Below are 14,646 nucleotides of genomic sequence, written 5' to 3'. Positions count from 1 at the left end.
TCTTGCACGCCACAGTCTCTTCGCTAGCCACCACCGCTCAGGTCGCTGCCTCCGTGACATGCCTGCTCCGCGACGGCGACAACGGCGCCATTCTCGCGTCCGACGGCGGCTGGCCGCGGTTACATCGGGCGGAGCAACCGCACCGCCGTTGAAGGCGTTTCTGTCTGCGTGTGCTGCTACCGTACGAGAAACAATCACGTGACTATTGGGGGAACCATGTCTGACTTGTCATCCGGCCCTGCGCAAGAACCTGAGAAACCGAAGAAGAAGCCCGTCGGCTTCGCGAGGCATATCGCTTTAGCCTCCACTTGCCTCATCGTCATGGCCATCCTTCCGACTCAGGCGTTCCTAGCCAGTCTGATCCTGGCGGGTGGTGTGCTGTGGGTCTTGCTTGACATCTTGAAGCAGTACAAGAAATCCTTCGGAGCTCCAGCTGAAGGGTTCGGGATAAGTGCCGAGAAAACTTACCGAACGGGCATCGGCGCCCCGCCACTGCCAGCGAACGGACTGAAGCAGTACGCGGATGAGGTGTACCTGGCCAATGTTCAGATGCTCGCCGATCTGCAGAGGTTTGGGGACATGGATACGTTGGACAAGGAACGCCATGTCGCCGAATTGGCGGGCAACATTGCCACGGCGGAGCGGGAGCTTGCTGCGGCGAAAGCCGAGCTCGTGGCGGTCCGAAGCGAAGTCCTTGATGTCCGGCAGGTCGCCGACCGGCACAACATCGGGTTCTACGACTACGAGCATCCCGCTGAGACCTCGGTGAAGCTCGCCGATGAGCTGGCGGCTGTCCGCGCCCGCATCAAAGACAAGCTGCGTGAGAAGACCGCGGTCACCACAGTCTCCGGGTTCACCTTCAACGGTTCCACGAAGGAAGGATCCAAGTTCGTCCGAGACCTTTCCGCGCTGTTGCTGCGCGCCTACAACGCCGAGGCCGAGAACTGCGTTAAGACGGTGAAAGCCGGGAACCTACATACCGCCTCGGCCCGTCTTGAGAAGGCACGTGAGCAGATCGCTAAGCGTGGCACCATGATCGGCCTTCAAATCACTAACGCCTTCCACGCTCTCCGCGAGAAGGAGCTCGAGCTCGCTGCCCGGCACTTGGAGGCCGTAGCCATTCAGAAGCAACTCGAGGCGGAAGCCCGAGCTGAAGCACGTGAGGCGGTCAAAGCCCAGCGCGAATGGGAAGCGCTTAAGGCCAAACAGAAGAAGGAAGTCGATCACTACGCCAATGTGCTTCTCCAGCTCCAGGCATCCGGAGACCTTGAGGGCGTACAGCGCGTACAGGAACAGCTGGACGAAGCCGAGGCGAAGCTTGCCGACGCCGAAGACAACGCTCTGAACACCCGTGCCGGGTACGTGTACGTTATCTCCAACCTGGGAGCCTTCGGGGACGGAGTGGTGAAGATCGGCATGACGCGCCGTCTCAACCCCATGGATCGTGTGCGCGAACTCGGAGATGCTTCCGTTCCGTTCCTCTTTGACGTGCACGCACTCTTCTTCTCAAAGGACGCGGTGGGCATCGAAACCATGCTCCACCAGCACTTCTCTGGCCGGCGGGTGAACCTAGTCAACTTGCGTCGCGAGTACTTCTACGCGACTCCGGCGGCGGTCAAGGAAGCCCTAGTGGAGCATCACGTCGAACTCGTCGAATATCAGGAAAACGCCCCGGCCGAGGAGTTCACCGCTTCTAAAGACTTGCGCGGTGCTAGAGAGCTCGCCGCCGCCAGTGTTTAGGAAATCGCAGGACTCGGACTGCGCCCTGAGTCGTCGGGCCACGCGGAATAGGCCGAGTCTGTCCGCCGACGCATCGGACGGAGTTACTCGGATGCTCGGATTATTTACCTTTGCAGCTGGAAAGTGCATCTGGCGGCCGTGACGATCCTGCAGTTGGAGCGTTCGCCTATACATAAAAGGGCGGGCGAAGGAGCAAAATTTCCCCGGCTGCCGAGGTAGGCCTCGGGATACACTCAGTTTCTCAATACACACATATGTATTTCTAACTACCCAAGAGGGATCGCACTTGACGGAAACAACAGAACGACGGTCCTCTAGGGAGGTTCGCGATTTCGCGGTTAGGGACCTGTCCGGCCCCGCTTCAGCTAGAAGGCTACTGTCCTGGGTAGCTTCTACGCCACTCGAGCAATCAATAGGCTTGGACTTCGAGCATACAGACAAGGTCTATCCCAACGGGGCTGTTCCTTTTGCTTGTGCGCTAGATTTTCTTAAGGAACGAGGACATACCTTCCACATTGGCAAAGTGGGGCATGAACGTTCTCTTGCGCACGTTCTCAACCCTATGAACGTTGCTGATGACCCCGACCACACAGCGCAACTCACGGACGTTGTTTGGAAATACCGGAATGAGAAGGAAGCGGGCGAGCTCACCCGGCGTTTCATGGGTTCCCTCCTGGATCGAATGCCCTGCGAAGAGGGCGTATTCGACACTTTGAACTGGTGTATTTATGAAGTTCTCGACAATGTATTTCAACATAGCCAAGCTTCGTGCGGTTACGTGATGATGCAGCTCCATACAGTCACCAGGCAGTGCGTGATTTCAGTGAGTGATTCGGGAATCGGTATACACCGCGCCATGGGAATGGGGGCAAAAGCAGGTAGATTTTCCTACGACTCCATCAAGACCGCAGATCAGGCAATTGGGCTGGCAGTCCAGCAGGGAATCACGAGTAAGGGCAGTCAAAACCAAGGAAACGGACTATTCGGTCTCAGCCGGTCTGTCGACCTCAATGGTGGTTCGCTCAGTATCCACTCTGGCAAAGGCACTTGGACCTTCAGGGAGCATGCCGTTGCCACGGCTGTCTCCGACGCTCATCGGCCGCTTTTGGACTTGGAATCTCACCACGGCACAACTGTGGATTGGCAGCTTAACTGCGAAACCAAAGTAAGTATCGGTGAGGTTTTGGGTTCTCGATTTTCATCCAGTGACCTTCTTGAATCCATCGAGACGGTTGACGGTTACTACGAACTCGATGCCGCCGAGCTTGAGAGCTCTATCGGCTCGAGGAAAGAGGGCAGCGAAATCCGGACACGAATCATGAACTACTTAAGTGCAGGTGTCCCCCAGATTGTTCTGAACATGACGCATCTCGACACGATTTCCTCAAGTTTCGCGGATGAGGTTCTGGGCAGACTTGCCGTGCAACTCGGGGAGACTGAGTTCGCCAACCGGATAGCGATCCTCGGTGCAAGCACGACAAATCGTCAAATCATTGCTCGGGCGGTCGAGCTTCGAATTGAAACCGAGGGGGCGAAGAGCGACTAGCGACGGACGTCAGCTATGTATCGTCCGGGTCGCGCCGCCGCTCTCATGCGCCTCGCCCCGCCGTTGTGTCTTCAACGCTGGCTGTGGGTCGCGAACCATGACCAATGTCGTCAGGTGCGTTCTGAAGTTTTTCTGACGAAGTTGTAGGCAGCGTCCGGTCGAGCGGCTGGGCTTCAGAACGTCATGGTCTCCGAGCGCACATCGCAAAATCGTGGGCGCCGTGCTTACACGAGCGGCCACGGGTAGCGCATTCCCGTGCGGTCCACTGGCAGCACCCCCGCGACTAGCAAGCGCTGGACGCGGCGCTGCAGGGCGGTGACCTCATCGTCGTCGAGCAGTTCCGCCAGTTCGGCGGGGACGAACTCGGCGAGCGGGGCGATGTCCTCCAGCAGGGCACCGGGGATAGGGTCGCCGGCGAAGTCCCAGATCACGGTGCGCAGCTTGAACGCTGCCGAGAAGCAGAGCCCGTGGTCGATGCCCCAGATTCGGCCATCGTCGCCGCGCAGCACGTGGCCGCTTTTGCGGTCCGTGTTGTTGGCGACGTAGTCGAACAGCGCGATGCGGGCCAGCTCGCGGTGGGTCTCGGGGGCGCCTTCGAACAGGGTGAAGTAGTGCTCCTGGAAGTCGCAGTCGATGAACCACTGCAGCGACCCGACGCCCAGGGGTGCGTCCTCCCGAATGACGGTGAAGGGCACTAAGCCCCAGCCCAGCGATTCGCTGAGCAGGTAGGCGGCAAGTTCGCGCTTATAGAGGCCAGGTTCGAAGTCGGACAACGGCCTTTCTCCGGCTTCCGGTTTGTAGACCGCGTACCCGATGTCCTCGCCGCAGGTGACCTGGACTAGGAACGTCTGGTTGCTGCTGCGCGGGATGAGGCCCAGCAGTTCGATGCTGCCCTCGGTGAGCAGTCTCAGCTCCCGGCCGGACACCGACTGCCCCTATTCATGACGCCCTCAGGCCGCTGAGCGGTTCCGACGTCGAGTTCACCATGTGCACCGCGGGATCCTGGCCGTCCACAAACGTGATGGCCGAGACCGAGCCCGGGCTGATCACAATCCGCTGGAACAGATCCAGCGGCGTGCCCAAGGCGTGGGCGACGGCGGCCTTGATCGGATCGGCGTGCGAAAAGCACACCACCACGCCCCCGGCATGGGCCTCCCGCAGCGCCTCCATCGCCCCGACAATCCGCGCCTGCATCTCCGGAAAGCTCTCACCATTCGGGAAGCGGAAGGCAGACGGGCTGTGCTGCACGGTCTGCCACTCCGGCAGGACCGCCAGGTCCGCGATTGCGGCGCCGGTCCACTGGCCGAAATCACACTCGAGCAGCCCGTTGTCGTGCTTCACTGCCAGACCCGTGCGCACCGCCGTCGGCTCCGCCGTCTCGCAGGCCCGCTCCAGCGGCGAGGAATAGAGGGCGTCCACCGGCAGGCCGGAGAGCCGTTCAGACACCCGCTCGGCCTGGGCCCGGCCGCGGTCGGACAGGTGCAGTCCCGGCGCCCTGCCCGGCAGCACCATGCCCGTCGTCGGGGTCTCCCCGTGGCGCACCAGAAGCAGAAGCGTGCCCTGCGGCGGGGGCTGCGCTGAAGGTCCGGACGTGGGTGCAGTCATCAAGATCCAGCCTAGGCCGCCCAGACGCCCAGTGCGCAGGAATCTCACCAAATCCCTCGATTCCCCGCCGGGTACAGGTCTACGGTGGAGGAGTGAGTGATCGCCCCGAAATCTTCACTGTTGGTGAACTGCGCGCCTCCGGCCACGTTCACAAGGACCTGCGCCGCGAAATCCGCGACAACCTGCTCGCCGCGCTCGCCGCCGGCCGCGACCCGTGGCCCGGGATGTACGGCTTCAGCCGCACCGTCCTGCCCCAGCTCGAACGCGCCCTGCTCGCCGGGCACGACGTCGTCCTGCTCGGCGAACGCGGCCAGGGCAAGACCCGGCTGCTGCGGACCCTGGCCGGGCTGCTGGACGAGTGGTCGCCGGTGATCGAGGACTCGGAACTGAACGAACACCCCTACGAACCCCTCACCGAGCACTCCCGCGCCCGCGTCCTCACCGAGGGGGACCGGCTGCGGGTGGCATGGCGGCACCGCTCCGAACGGTACGTCGAGAAGCTCGCGACGCCGGACACCTCCGTCGCGGACCTGATCGGCGACGTCGACCCGATGCGGGTGGCCGAGGGCCGCCGTCTGGGCGACCCGGAAACCATCCACTACGGTCTGGTGCCGCGCTCCAACCGCGGCATCATCGCCATCAACGAACTCCCGGACCTCGCCGAGCGGATCCAGGTTTCCATGCTCAACGTGATGGAGGAACGCGACATCCAGATCCGCGGCTACGTGCTGCGGCTGCCGCTGGACGTCCTGGTGGTCGCGTCCGCCAACCCGGAGGACTACACGAACCGCGGCAGGATCATCACGCCGCTGCGGGACCGCTTCGGCGCCGAAATCCGCACCCACTACCCGATCGAGCTCGACGACGAGGTGGCCGTCATCCGGCAGGAGGGCCACCTGGTGGCCGGCGTCCCGCCCGTCATCCTCGAAATCCTGGCCCGCTACACCCGGGCGCTGCGGCAGTCACCGGCGATCAACCAGACCTCCGGCGTGTCCGCCCGGTTCGCGATCGCCGGCGCCGAAACCGTCGCCGCGGCCGCCCTGCGCCGCGCCAGCGTGCGCGGCGAGGACCAGGCCATCGCCCGGATCATCGACCTGGACGCCGCCGTGGAAGTCCTCGCCGGGAAGATCGAATTTGAAGCCGGGGAGGAAGGCCGGGAACAGGACATCCTGGACCACCTGCTGCGGATGGCCACCGCCGAAGCCGTCCGGGCGCACTTCCACGGCCTCGACATGGGCGACCTCGTCGCCGCCCTGGACGGCCACACCACGGTGACCACCGGGGAACTGGTCACCGCGCGGGAGTTCCTGGACAACCTCCCGCCGCTGAACGGATCCAGCCTCTACGACGACATCGGCGCGCGCCTCGGCGCGGAAAACGACGGGCAGCGCGCGGCCGCCGTCGAACTGGCCCTGGAAGGCCTCTACCTCGCTCGCCGGATCTCCAAGGACTCCGACGACGAGGCGACCGTCTACGGGTAACGGCACCTAAGGAGGGCCCATGACCGCTCACCACCGGTCCCGCTACAGCCGCTACGCGGGCGGGCCCGATCCGCTCGCGCCGCCGGTGGACCTCGCGGAGGCGCTGGACGCCGTCGCCGAGGACGTGATGGCCGGCTACTCGCCCCGGCACGCCCTGCAGGAGTACCTGCGCCGCGGCGGCCGGAACCGGGAAGGTCTCGACGAGCTCGCCGGCCGCGTCCAGCAGCGGCGCAGGGACCTGTTGGGCCAGCACCGGCTGGACGGCACCCTCAACGAGGTCCAGAAACTGCTGGAGACCGCGGTGCTGGAGGAGCGCAAACAGCTGGCCCGCGACGTGCGGATGGACGACACGGACCGCGCCTTCCGCGAGATGCAGCTGCAGAACCTGCCCAAATCCACGGCGGCGGCGGTCAACGAGCTCGCCTCCTACGATTGGCAGTCCAGCACCGCCCGCGAGGCCTACGAGCAGATCAAGGACCTGCTGGGCCGCGAAATCCTGGACCAGCGGTTCGCCGGGATGAAGGAGGCGCTGGAGGGCGCCACGGAGGAAGACCGCGCGGCCGTCGCCGAGATGCTGGCCGACCTCAACGAACTTCTCGACAAGCATCGCCGCGGCGAGGACACCGACGCGGACTTCCAGGAGTTCATGGCCAACCATGGGCAGCACTTCCCGGAGAACCCGCAGTCGGTCGAGGAGCTAATCGACGCGCTTGCCCAGCGCGCGGCCGCCGCGCAGCGGCTCATGCAGTCCATGTCCGCCGAGCAGCGCGAGGAACTGATGCGGCTTTCCGCCCAGGCGTTCGGATCGCCGGAGCTTATGGCACAGCTGGGTCAACTCGATGCCAACCTGCAGGCGCTGCGCCCCGGGGAGGACTGGTCCGGCTCCGAACGCTTCGAGGGCGAGGAAGGGCTGGGCCTCGGCGACGGCACCGGCGTGCTGCAGGACCTTGCCGAGCTGGATGAGCTGGCGGAACAGCTCTCGCAGTCCTACAACGGCTCCCGCCTGGACGACCTGGACCTGGACGCCCTGGCCCGCCAGCTCGGTCCGGACGCGGCGGTGTCCGCCCGCACTTTGGCGGAGATCGAGCGGGCCATGCACGACGGCGGCTTCCTGCAGCGCGGCGCCGACGGCGACCTGAAGCTCTCCCCGCAGGCCATGCGGCGGCTCGGCCGGTCGCTGCTGCGCGACACCGCCAAGCAACTCTCCGGCCGTCAGGGCCGCCGGGACACGCGCGTGGCCGGGGCGGCGGGCGAGCAGACCGGCTCCAGCCGGCCCTGGGAGTTCGGCAACGCCGAACCGTGGGACGTCACCCGCACCATCACCAACGCCATCCGCCGCACCATCGCCGACGGCCGCGACCCGCGCCACGGCCTGCGCCTGGCCGTGGACGACATCGAGGTCACCGAAACGGAGGCACGCACGCAGGCCGCCGTCGCGCTGTTGGTGGACGTCTCCTTCTCGATGGCCGCCGAGGGGCGCTGGGTGCCGATGAAACGCACCGCGCTCGCCCTGCACCACCTCGTGTCCACCAAGTTCCGCGGCGACCGGCTGCAGCTGATCACGTTCGGACGCTACGCGCAGACCATGGACATCGGCGAGCTCACGGCCCTGCCTGCATTCCGGGAACAGGGCACCAACCTGCACCACGGGCTGCTGCTGGCCGGCCGGTTCTTCCGCCAGCACCCGTCGATGCAGCCGGTCCTGCTGGTGGTGACCGACGGCGAACCCACCGCGCACCTGGAGTCCGACGGCGAGTCGTGGTTCTCGTATCCGCCGGACCCGGAGACCATCCGGGTCACGGTCGCCGAGCTGGACCGGCTGGGCCGCGCCGGCGTCCAGGCCACGTTCTTCCGGCTGGGCAATGATCCGGGCCTGGAACGCTTCGTCGCCCGGATGGCCCGGCGGGTCGACGGCCGGGTGGTGGCGCCTGACACCGGGGACCTGGGTGCCGCCGTCGTCGGGGAGTACCTCCGTGCGCACTTCCGCGGCCGGGCGTACGGGGACGACGACTGGGCGACGTAGGTCAGCTGCCGCCACACCCGCCGTCGGAGGCCGGCCAATGACTGGGATAAGCTCGCTTGCGATCGGAACAAGCAGCGAACCAAACTTTGAGCGGCGGACAATTTCCTTGGATTTACTGGGCGGCATGAGCCTCGACAACCTGCGCATCTTCCCCTGGGTTGCGGCTGCCGTCTTCGCGCTCGCGGCGGGCCTCTGGCGTCCGCGCCGGCTGCATTGGACCGCGCTAGGCTCCGTCCTGCTGTTCGCGGCCCTCAACGCGGGGGCCGGAATCTACATCCTGAACCACTTCGGTGATCCGCGCTGGTCCGGGGGAGAGCAGCCGCTGAGCGCGCCGTCGTTCGCGGGGACGCCCGTCGTGGGCGAATTTCTGGCTCCCCTGGACTCGGCCCTGAACAGCGTGGTGGGCGGGGTGAATGAGTTTCTGGCCTTCAAGCACGCCCTTCCCGTCGCGCTGGACTTCCTGGCCGTGTCCGGCTGGGGCCTGCTGGTGTCGTTCCCGCTGGCCGTGCTCGCTGCCGGCATCAGTTTCGCGATGGCCAGGCGCCGGGCGGCCGAGTTCGGAAAGTACCGCGCCACCGTCGACCGGCTCGAGGATGAGCTCGAACAGATCAAACGGCAGATCTCGTTGATGAATCCCGTCAATACGCCCTAATCGAGCAGGCTCACCACGGCCTGCGCGAACGCGCCCGGGTCCTCCTGCGGGACGTTGTGTCCAATGCGCGGCAGCAGGATTTCGCTGTAGGGGCCGGTGAAATGGTCCCGGTCCTCGCTCGCCGCCGGGCCGCCGACGCCGTCGTCCCCGCTCTCCAGCACCACCGTGGGAACGGTGATGCTCGGCTCCTGGGCAATCAGGTCCTCGAACCGCTGATACCGAGGGTCGCCGTCGGCCAGTCCGTAGCGGTGGCGGTAGGAGTGGATAACGACGTCGACGAAGTTGGGGTTGTGCAGACTCGGGGCGCTGGCGGGAAACGCCTCGCGTGCCCCGACCCAGGACGGCGACCATGTGCGCCACAGCAGCTCGCACAGTTCGTCCCGGTTCCGTTCCAGCCCGCGGCGCCCGCGCTCCGAGTGGAAGTAGTACTGATACCAGTAGCTCCGCTCCCACTCCGGGTTCACCGGCTCGCCGGACCGGGCAAGGTTGTGCATGTTGTAGCCGTTGACGGTGACGAGGCCGGCGACACGGTCGGGCTCCAGCGCCGCCACGATGCAAGCCGCCCGGCCGCCCCAGTCGTAGCCGGCCACGACGGCCTTCTCAATGTTGAGGGCATCCAGGAAGTCGAGCAGATCCTGCGCCAGGGCCGCCTGCTGTCCTGAGCGCATCGTTGCGGGGTCGAGGAAACGCGTCGGGCCGAAGCCGCGAAGGTACGGCGCCAGCACAAAGGCGCCCTCACCGGCGAGGATCGCGGCGACGTCGTCGTAGGCCCGGACGTCGTACGGGAATCCGTGCAGCAGGACCACCGGCGTCCCGCGCGGATCGCCGGTGGACTCGTAGCCGATGTCCAGGACGGGGGTTTGGGCGCGGCCGGAGGAGGTAAAGCTCATAATGCCGGTCCTTCCACTTCGAGTGGGTGGGTCCTAGGCTACGGCATCCGGGCCGTGGGGTTTAGGGCCGCCTGGATCGGGGCGAAATCGCGGTGCGGGCTGCTGCCATTTCCTGTCGAATAGCGGCAGAGTTGTTCGTAGTAAGGGTGAGCGGGCGTCCAGAAGGGGTGCCCCAAACCGCAGGAGATGACTCAAAATGCAGTATTTGCTGTCCGTGATCAACGACAAGCTTGAGCTCGCGCCGTCGGAGGAGATGGCGACCATTGACGAGTTCAACGACCAGCTCCAGGCCGACGGGCACTGGGTCTTCGCCGGCGGCCTCGGATTCCCGGACACGGCGACCGTCATAGACAACCGCAGCGGGGACGCGGTGATGACCGACGGGCCCTTCGTGGAGTCGAAGGAGTACCTCGCCGGGTTCTGGATCATTGAGGCTCCCGATCTCGACGTCGCCCTGAAGCTCGCCGCCGAGGGATCGAAGGCCTGCAACCGGAAAATCGAGGTGCGGCCGTTCCTGTGAACGGAGCCGACATCGGCGGCGCCGTCAGCCAGGCCTACCGGGAGAACTGGGCCCGGGTGGTAGCCGCCCTGACCCGCCGCTTCGGCGACCTCGACCTCGCAGAGGAGTCGGCGGCCGAGGCGTTTGCCACTGCCGTTGAGCGGTGGCCGTCCGACGGCGTCCCCGCCAACCCCGGCGCCTGGCTGACCACCACGGCCAAGCGCAAGGCCATCGACCGGCTCCGGCGCGAGAACAAACGCGACGGCAAACACCAGGAGGCCCAGTTGGTGTTCGACGACGACCCTCCCGAACCTCCCTCCGCCATCGACGACGACCGGCTCCGGCTAATCTTCACCTGCTGCCACCCGGCCCTAGCCCTGCCGGCCCGCGTGGCCCTGACCCTGCGGATGGTGGGCGGGCTTACCGTGCCGGAGATCGCCCGGGCCTTCCTGGTGCAGGAGAGCGCCATGGGGCAGCGGATCACCCGCGCCAAGGCCAAGATCAAGGCCGCGCGGATCCCGTATCGCGTGCCGGCCGCCGAGGACCTGCCGGGGCGTGTCTCCGGCGTGCTCGCCGTGCTCTACCTGGTCTTCAACGAGGGCTATCTGGCGACGGGACCCGACACCGACCCCGTCCGCTCCGAGCTGACCGCCGAGGCCATCCGGCTCACCCGCCTGCTCCGCGGCCTGATGCCCGACGACGGCGAGGTGGCCGGGCTGCTGGCCCTGATGCTCCTGACCGAGGCTCGCAGCGCTGCCCGGGTCTCGGCAGGCGGCGAGCTGGTGACCCTTGACGAGCAGGCCCGGGGAACCTGGGACGCGGCGCTGATCGCCGAAGGCCACCGCCTGGTGCGGGAGCGCCTGGCGTCCGGGGCTGCGCCGGGGCCGTACCAGCTGCTCGCGGCGATCAACGCCGTTCACACCTCTGCCCGCGACTTCCGTGACACCGACTGGTCACAGATCGTCGCGCTCTACGACCAGCTGGTGGCCATCGACCCGTCGCCGATCGTCGCGCTCAACCGCGCCGTCGCGGTGGGGGAACTGGACGGGCCGCAGGTGGCCTTGGCCGCCGTCGACCGACTTGAATCCGACCTGGCCGGGTATCACGCATACCACGCCACCCGCGCGGAGCTGCTGCGGAGGCTGGGCCGCGCCCTGGAGGCGCGGGCGGCGTACGAGAAAGCCATCGAACTGGCCGGCAACTCGGCCGAGGCTGCGACACTACGGCGCCGCCGGGACCAGCTGGGGTCGTGAACCAAGCGGGGGCGCTCGGTTTTCGCTAGTTCGATCTCCGAAGGGCTTTCGGCTGCTGAATGGCACGGGCAACCTGGTGCTCGGGCCAAGTGATCTCTAGATCGAAGAACCGATGATCGCAAACGGGACTATGCGGTCCCCTGGCACGACAAAGCCCCCGGCGAACCGCCGGGGGCTTTGTACTTTTCCTCTGAATGTCCTATTTGACGGCTACGAAGACCTTGTCGGCGAGCATGCCGGGCCGGACGGCGAGGACACCTTTGCCTGCCGTTGCGCTCGGCACTTCGAAGGCCTTGTTGCCAGTTGCGGTGGCGTTCTTGTAGAGCGTGCTCGTGGTGTTGATGGGTTTCGGCGGGACGGCAATGCTGCGGAGTCCGTCCACAGTCGTCCCATCAGCTGTGACGTAATCGACTGAGATGAAGGCAGGCATCTGCCCGTCGGCGTCGTCGCCGACATAAGTCGCGGAGTAGTTCACCATCATGTACTCCGAACCCTTTGCCGGCGGGTCATTGAATTGGTTGGCCGCGATAACGGCCTTAGAAGCGTTAAGGGTGACCGAGTTGATGACGATGCGCCAGTCTTTTGATTCGATAACCGAGCCGATAGGGTATGGATTCTCGCGGGTTCCAGTATCGGCAGCCGACGTCTCCTGTGCTGCTCCACTGTTGGCGCCTGCTTGGTTGGACGGCGTGACGACTTTGGTGTCCCCGCTGCCAATGGCGTTGTGGACCGAAGTGGTTACGACAGAAAAGAACACAGCGAACCCAACGATGGTTCCCACGATCGAGGCGATCAACGCGGCAATGCCCATCGATCGGCAGAAGGATCCATCCCACGATGAGAGCGCCAGGGATGCAGGCGAAGATGAAGCCGATAACGGCTGCAATAAGAGCGATGAGACCGACGACGTTCAACGGCTTTTTCGGCTTCGTCGGCTGACCTGGGAGCATCTGCGCTGGTGCCCCACCGGGCTCCGTAAGAAGTGTTTGTTGTGACTGGTGGGGCGAAGACTGCTGTGAGCCCGCCCCAGGGAGCTCTGGTGTTGTCATGGCCCAACTATGGCAGACACTAGAGGTCACGCCTCTCACACGACACGACGTTACGGGGGACCGAATTTTGAGCTCAAGCGCCCGTGCGGGAGCTGGAGCCGGGCATCGCCGGCCACCCGCGCCGAGCTGCTGCGGAGGCTTGGCCGCGTCCGGGAGGCTCGTGATGCGTATGAGAAAGCCATCGAACTGGTGGGCAACTCGGCCAAGGCCCCCACCCTACGTCGCCGCCGGGACCAGCTTGGGTCCTGAGCCGGCTTGGCCGCTAGGGCTGTTACCGTGTGGGTGGCCCAACTGCGGCCATGTTGAGAGTGTTCGGAAGGTAGATCCCATGGCAATTGATCTCGATTGTTCCATCTGCGACACCGACGAACACGTTGTGCTGGTCGAGCGGCTGACTGGGAGCGAGCGCAAGCTCCAGTGCGGACACTGCGGACACGAGTGGCTCCGCGGGGAACCGGAGCGGCAGAAGATCCCGCTGCCGACCCTCGAGGACATCAAGAAGCGTTTCCCAAAGCCCGGGGACGTCGATCCCGAGAAGTTCGCACGGGCGAACGAACTCAAGGCGGAGTTCCTGAAAAGGGAACCCGAGCCGGAGCCCAACGTTGCCCCGTACTGGGCCAAGTACCAGCAGGTCTTCAGCGCCCAGGGCCTGCCCAAAGCGGATCCTCTGGATCTCAAGGGGTTCGCCAACTCCAACGTGGGCGCCAACCCAGGGAATATGTCCGTCTTCAATGAGGCCTGGAACGATATGGGGGCTGAGGCCGGCGCGGCACAGGTCCGCAATGCAGTCGAGTATCTGCTTCGTGGCACATCGCCCGTCGATCTGGAGGACCGCCTCACCGCTCTCATCAAGGGCACCACACCCTCTGCGATGAAGGGTTTCAAGGAGTCGCTCCTGACGAAGGTGCTGTGCGTCGTCGATCCAGAGCGGTTCCTGACGATTCTCATGTACACCGGCGTGGCCGGGAAGCGGGAGATTGCACGCTCGCTCTGGGGTCTCGAACTGCCGGATCCCGAGAGGGTGGACTGGACGATTGGACGCCTCATCCTGTGGAGCAACGACTTGCTGATTGCCCTGCTCGGCGACGGATTCCGACACCAGCAGCACGCTGCAGAGTTCCTGTGGTGGGCCAAAGACAAGGCTTAGAGGGAACTGCTCCCACGCGTTCACCGGCGATGTCCGGTGAGGGATCTTCCGAAGGAATCTTCAGGCTGGCCGACTCGCCGTCCATCTTGACCGCCACTTCAGAACCTACACTCAATGCTGTGGCTACATATAAACCTGCCGAACTCGCTCGCGAACTCGGCTACACCAACGAGCAGCGACCGGGAAAGGTAGTCAGGGACTATCTTCGCTGGAAATACCCCGACCACCCGAAGTACCAGAGGTGGGAACTCGACGAGGTCCAGGCCGATGACGTTCGCGTGAACGTCCCTAGGAAGCGTTGAATCTTGGGTCCTGTAGCTTACCCGCAAGCGGACCGGCGGCGTGAAGCTTGTGCTTCAACGCCGTCGTGCCAGCCCCACCAGCACCTTTCCGCACCGCGACGACGGCGCTGACTTCTGTTAGCCGACAGAGTCTTCGGGAGGATGCTGGCCGACCTGAATCGTGGCGTCGAACCGCTCCGGGTCTTCGAGGTAATTCAGGGAAGTGACTTCGCCAGTTCGCTTGTCGACCAGTGTGGAGCCTCGGCCGATGAGTTGGCAACTGCAGTCACCGTCAAAGACGAGCCGGCGGCCACCGTCGACGAGACACCAGGCGCGGTCGTCTTGGAAACCGTAGTCGGCAACGACATATTCACCGCATTCGTCCGTTACCCACGTCGGACCGATCGATTCGAGAGCGATCTGCCGTGCTCGTTCGAAAGTAATCATGCACCGGAGCCTACTGCGTCTGGTGCGGTGACT

13 protein-coding genes are annotated in these 14,646 nt (G+C 64.9%); 8 read left to right on the top strand and 5 right to left on the bottom strand.

Going from position 1 to position 14,646, the window contains the following annotated elements; translation table 11 throughout:
- Positions 1–216: 216 nt before the first annotated feature.
- On the top strand, positions 217–1,740 hold the full coding sequence (locus tag AC1DBL_RS03780) for an SNIPE associated domain-containing protein (protein WP_441416680.1): 1,524 nt from the start codon (positions 217–219) through the stop codon (positions 1,738–1,740).
- Positions 1,741–2,158: 418 nt separating this feature from the next.
- A complete protein-coding gene (locus AC1DBL_RS03775) occupies positions 2,159–3,286 on the top strand; it encodes an ATP-binding protein (RefSeq protein ID WP_476891951.1) in 1,128 nt (375 codons plus the stop codon).
- A 224-nt stretch (positions 3,287–3,510) separates the two neighbouring features.
- Here AC1DBL_RS03775 and AC1DBL_RS03770 read toward each other — a convergent pair whose 3' ends face one another.
- Complete coding sequence (locus tag AC1DBL_RS03770; RefSeq protein ID WP_441416682.1) at positions 3,511–4,212, bottom strand: SCO1664 family protein; 702 nt, start codon at positions 4,210–4,212, stop codon at positions 3,511–3,513.
- Between the two features lie 13 nt (positions 4,213–4,225).
- Positions 4,226–4,891 carry an MSMEG_4193 family putative phosphomutase gene (locus AC1DBL_RS03765; protein ID WP_476925497.1) on the bottom strand — a complete coding sequence of 222 codons (666 nt, stop codon included), beginning with the start codon at positions 4,889–4,891 and terminating at the stop codon, positions 4,226–4,228.
- 92 nt (positions 4,892–4,983) lie between these two features.
- On the opposite strand from AC1DBL_RS03765, the gene AC1DBL_RS03760 reads away from it, so the two are divergent.
- The 3 genes from AC1DBL_RS03760 (at position 4,984) to AC1DBL_RS03750 (ending at position 9,047) form a co-directional block, all read left to right on the top strand.
- Positions 4,984–6,372, top strand: a complete 1,389-nt coding sequence (locus tag AC1DBL_RS03760; protein ID WP_441416684.1) for a sigma 54-interacting transcriptional regulator — start codon at positions 4,984–4,986, stop codon at positions 6,370–6,372.
- Positions 6,373–6,391: 19 nt separating this feature from the next.
- A complete protein-coding gene (locus AC1DBL_RS03755; RefSeq protein WP_441416685.1) occupies positions 6,392–8,395 on the top strand; it encodes a vWA domain-containing protein in 2,004 nt (667 codons plus the stop codon).
- A 124-nt stretch (positions 8,396–8,519) separates the two neighbouring features.
- On the top strand, positions 8,520–9,047 hold the full coding sequence (locus tag AC1DBL_RS03750) for a hypothetical protein (RefSeq protein ID WP_441416686.1): 528 nt from the start codon (positions 8,520–8,522) through the stop codon (positions 9,045–9,047).
- Here the strand turns inward: AC1DBL_RS03750 and AC1DBL_RS03745 are convergent.
- Positions 9,044–9,937 carry an alpha/beta fold hydrolase gene (locus tag AC1DBL_RS03745; protein WP_441416687.1) on the bottom strand — a complete coding sequence of 298 codons (894 nt, stop codon included), beginning with the start codon at positions 9,935–9,937 and terminating at the stop codon, positions 9,044–9,046. The genes AC1DBL_RS03750 and AC1DBL_RS03745 overlap by 4 nt on opposite strands.
- A gap of 196 nt (positions 9,938–10,133) precedes the next feature.
- Between AC1DBL_RS03745 and AC1DBL_RS03740 the strand changes: the two genes are divergently transcribed.
- Both AC1DBL_RS03740 and AC1DBL_RS03735 read left to right on the top strand, forming a co-directional pair.
- On the top strand, positions 10,134–10,457 hold the full coding sequence (locus AC1DBL_RS03740; protein WP_441416688.1) for a YciI family protein: 324 nt from the start codon (positions 10,134–10,136) through the stop codon (positions 10,455–10,457).
- A complete protein-coding gene (locus AC1DBL_RS03735; RefSeq protein ID WP_476925496.1) occupies positions 10,454–11,689 on the top strand; it encodes an RNA polymerase sigma factor in 1,236 nt (411 codons plus the stop codon). The genes AC1DBL_RS03740 and AC1DBL_RS03735 overlap by 4 nt, the downstream gene beginning before the upstream one ends.
- A gap of 199 nt (positions 11,690–11,888) precedes the next feature.
- Here the strand turns inward: AC1DBL_RS03735 and AC1DBL_RS03730 are convergent, their stop codons facing one another.
- Positions 11,889–12,500 carry a hypothetical protein gene (locus AC1DBL_RS03730; RefSeq protein ID WP_476925495.1) on the bottom strand — a complete coding sequence of 204 codons (612 nt, stop codon included), beginning with the start codon at positions 12,498–12,500 and terminating at the stop codon, positions 11,889–11,891.
- 566 nt (positions 12,501–13,066) lie between these two features.
- On the opposite strand from AC1DBL_RS03730, the gene AC1DBL_RS03725 reads away from it, so the two are divergent.
- Entirely contained in the window at positions 13,067–13,885 is an 819-nt protein-coding gene (locus AC1DBL_RS03725; protein WP_441416691.1) for a hypothetical protein, read from the top strand.
- Between the two features lie 419 nt (positions 13,886–14,304).
- On the opposite strand, the gene AC1DBL_RS03720 is transcribed toward AC1DBL_RS03725, so the two are convergent.
- On the bottom strand, positions 14,305–14,613 hold the full coding sequence (locus AC1DBL_RS03720) for a hypothetical protein (RefSeq protein WP_441416693.1): 309 nt from the start codon (positions 14,611–14,613) through the stop codon (positions 14,305–14,307).
- Between the last annotated feature and the right edge of the window lie 33 nt (positions 14,614–14,646).

The sequence above is a fragment of the Arthrobacter sp. 10T44 genome (assembly GCF_056393885.1).
This window is presented reverse-complemented; position numbering and strand designations above follow the sequence as displayed.

Coding starts and splice junctions, on each gene's coding strand:
- AC1DBL_RS03780 (WP_441416680.1), top strand. CDS start 217: ATGTCTGACTTGTCATCCGGCCCTGCGCAAGAACCTGAGAAACCGAAG.
- AC1DBL_RS03765 (WP_476925497.1), bottom strand. CDS start 4,891: ATGACTGCACCCACGTCCGGACCTTCAGCGCAGCCCCCGCCGCAGGGC.
- AC1DBL_RS03755 (WP_441416685.1), top strand. CDS start 6,392: ATGACCGCTCACCACCGGTCCCGCTACAGCCGCTACGCGGGCGGGCCC.
- AC1DBL_RS03750 (WP_441416686.1), top strand. CDS start 8,520: ATGAGCCTCGACAACCTGCGCATCTTCCCCTGGGTTGCGGCTGCCGTC.
- AC1DBL_RS03745 (WP_441416687.1), bottom strand. CDS start 9,937: ATGAGCTTTACCTCCTCCGGCCGCGCCCAAACCCCCGTCCTGGACATC.
- AC1DBL_RS03740 (WP_441416688.1), top strand. CDS start 10,134: ATGCAGTATTTGCTGTCCGTGATCAACGACAAGCTTGAGCTCGCGCCG.
- AC1DBL_RS03730 (WP_476925495.1), bottom strand. CDS start 12,500: ATGGGCATTGCCGCGTTGATCGCCTCGATCGTGGGAACCATCGTTGGG.
- AC1DBL_RS03725 (WP_441416691.1), top strand. CDS start 13,067: ATGGCAATTGATCTCGATTGTTCCATCTGCGACACCGACGAACACGTT.
- AC1DBL_RS03720 (WP_441416693.1), bottom strand. CDS start 14,613: ATGATTACTTTCGAACGAGCACGGCAGATCGCTCTCGAATCGATCGGT.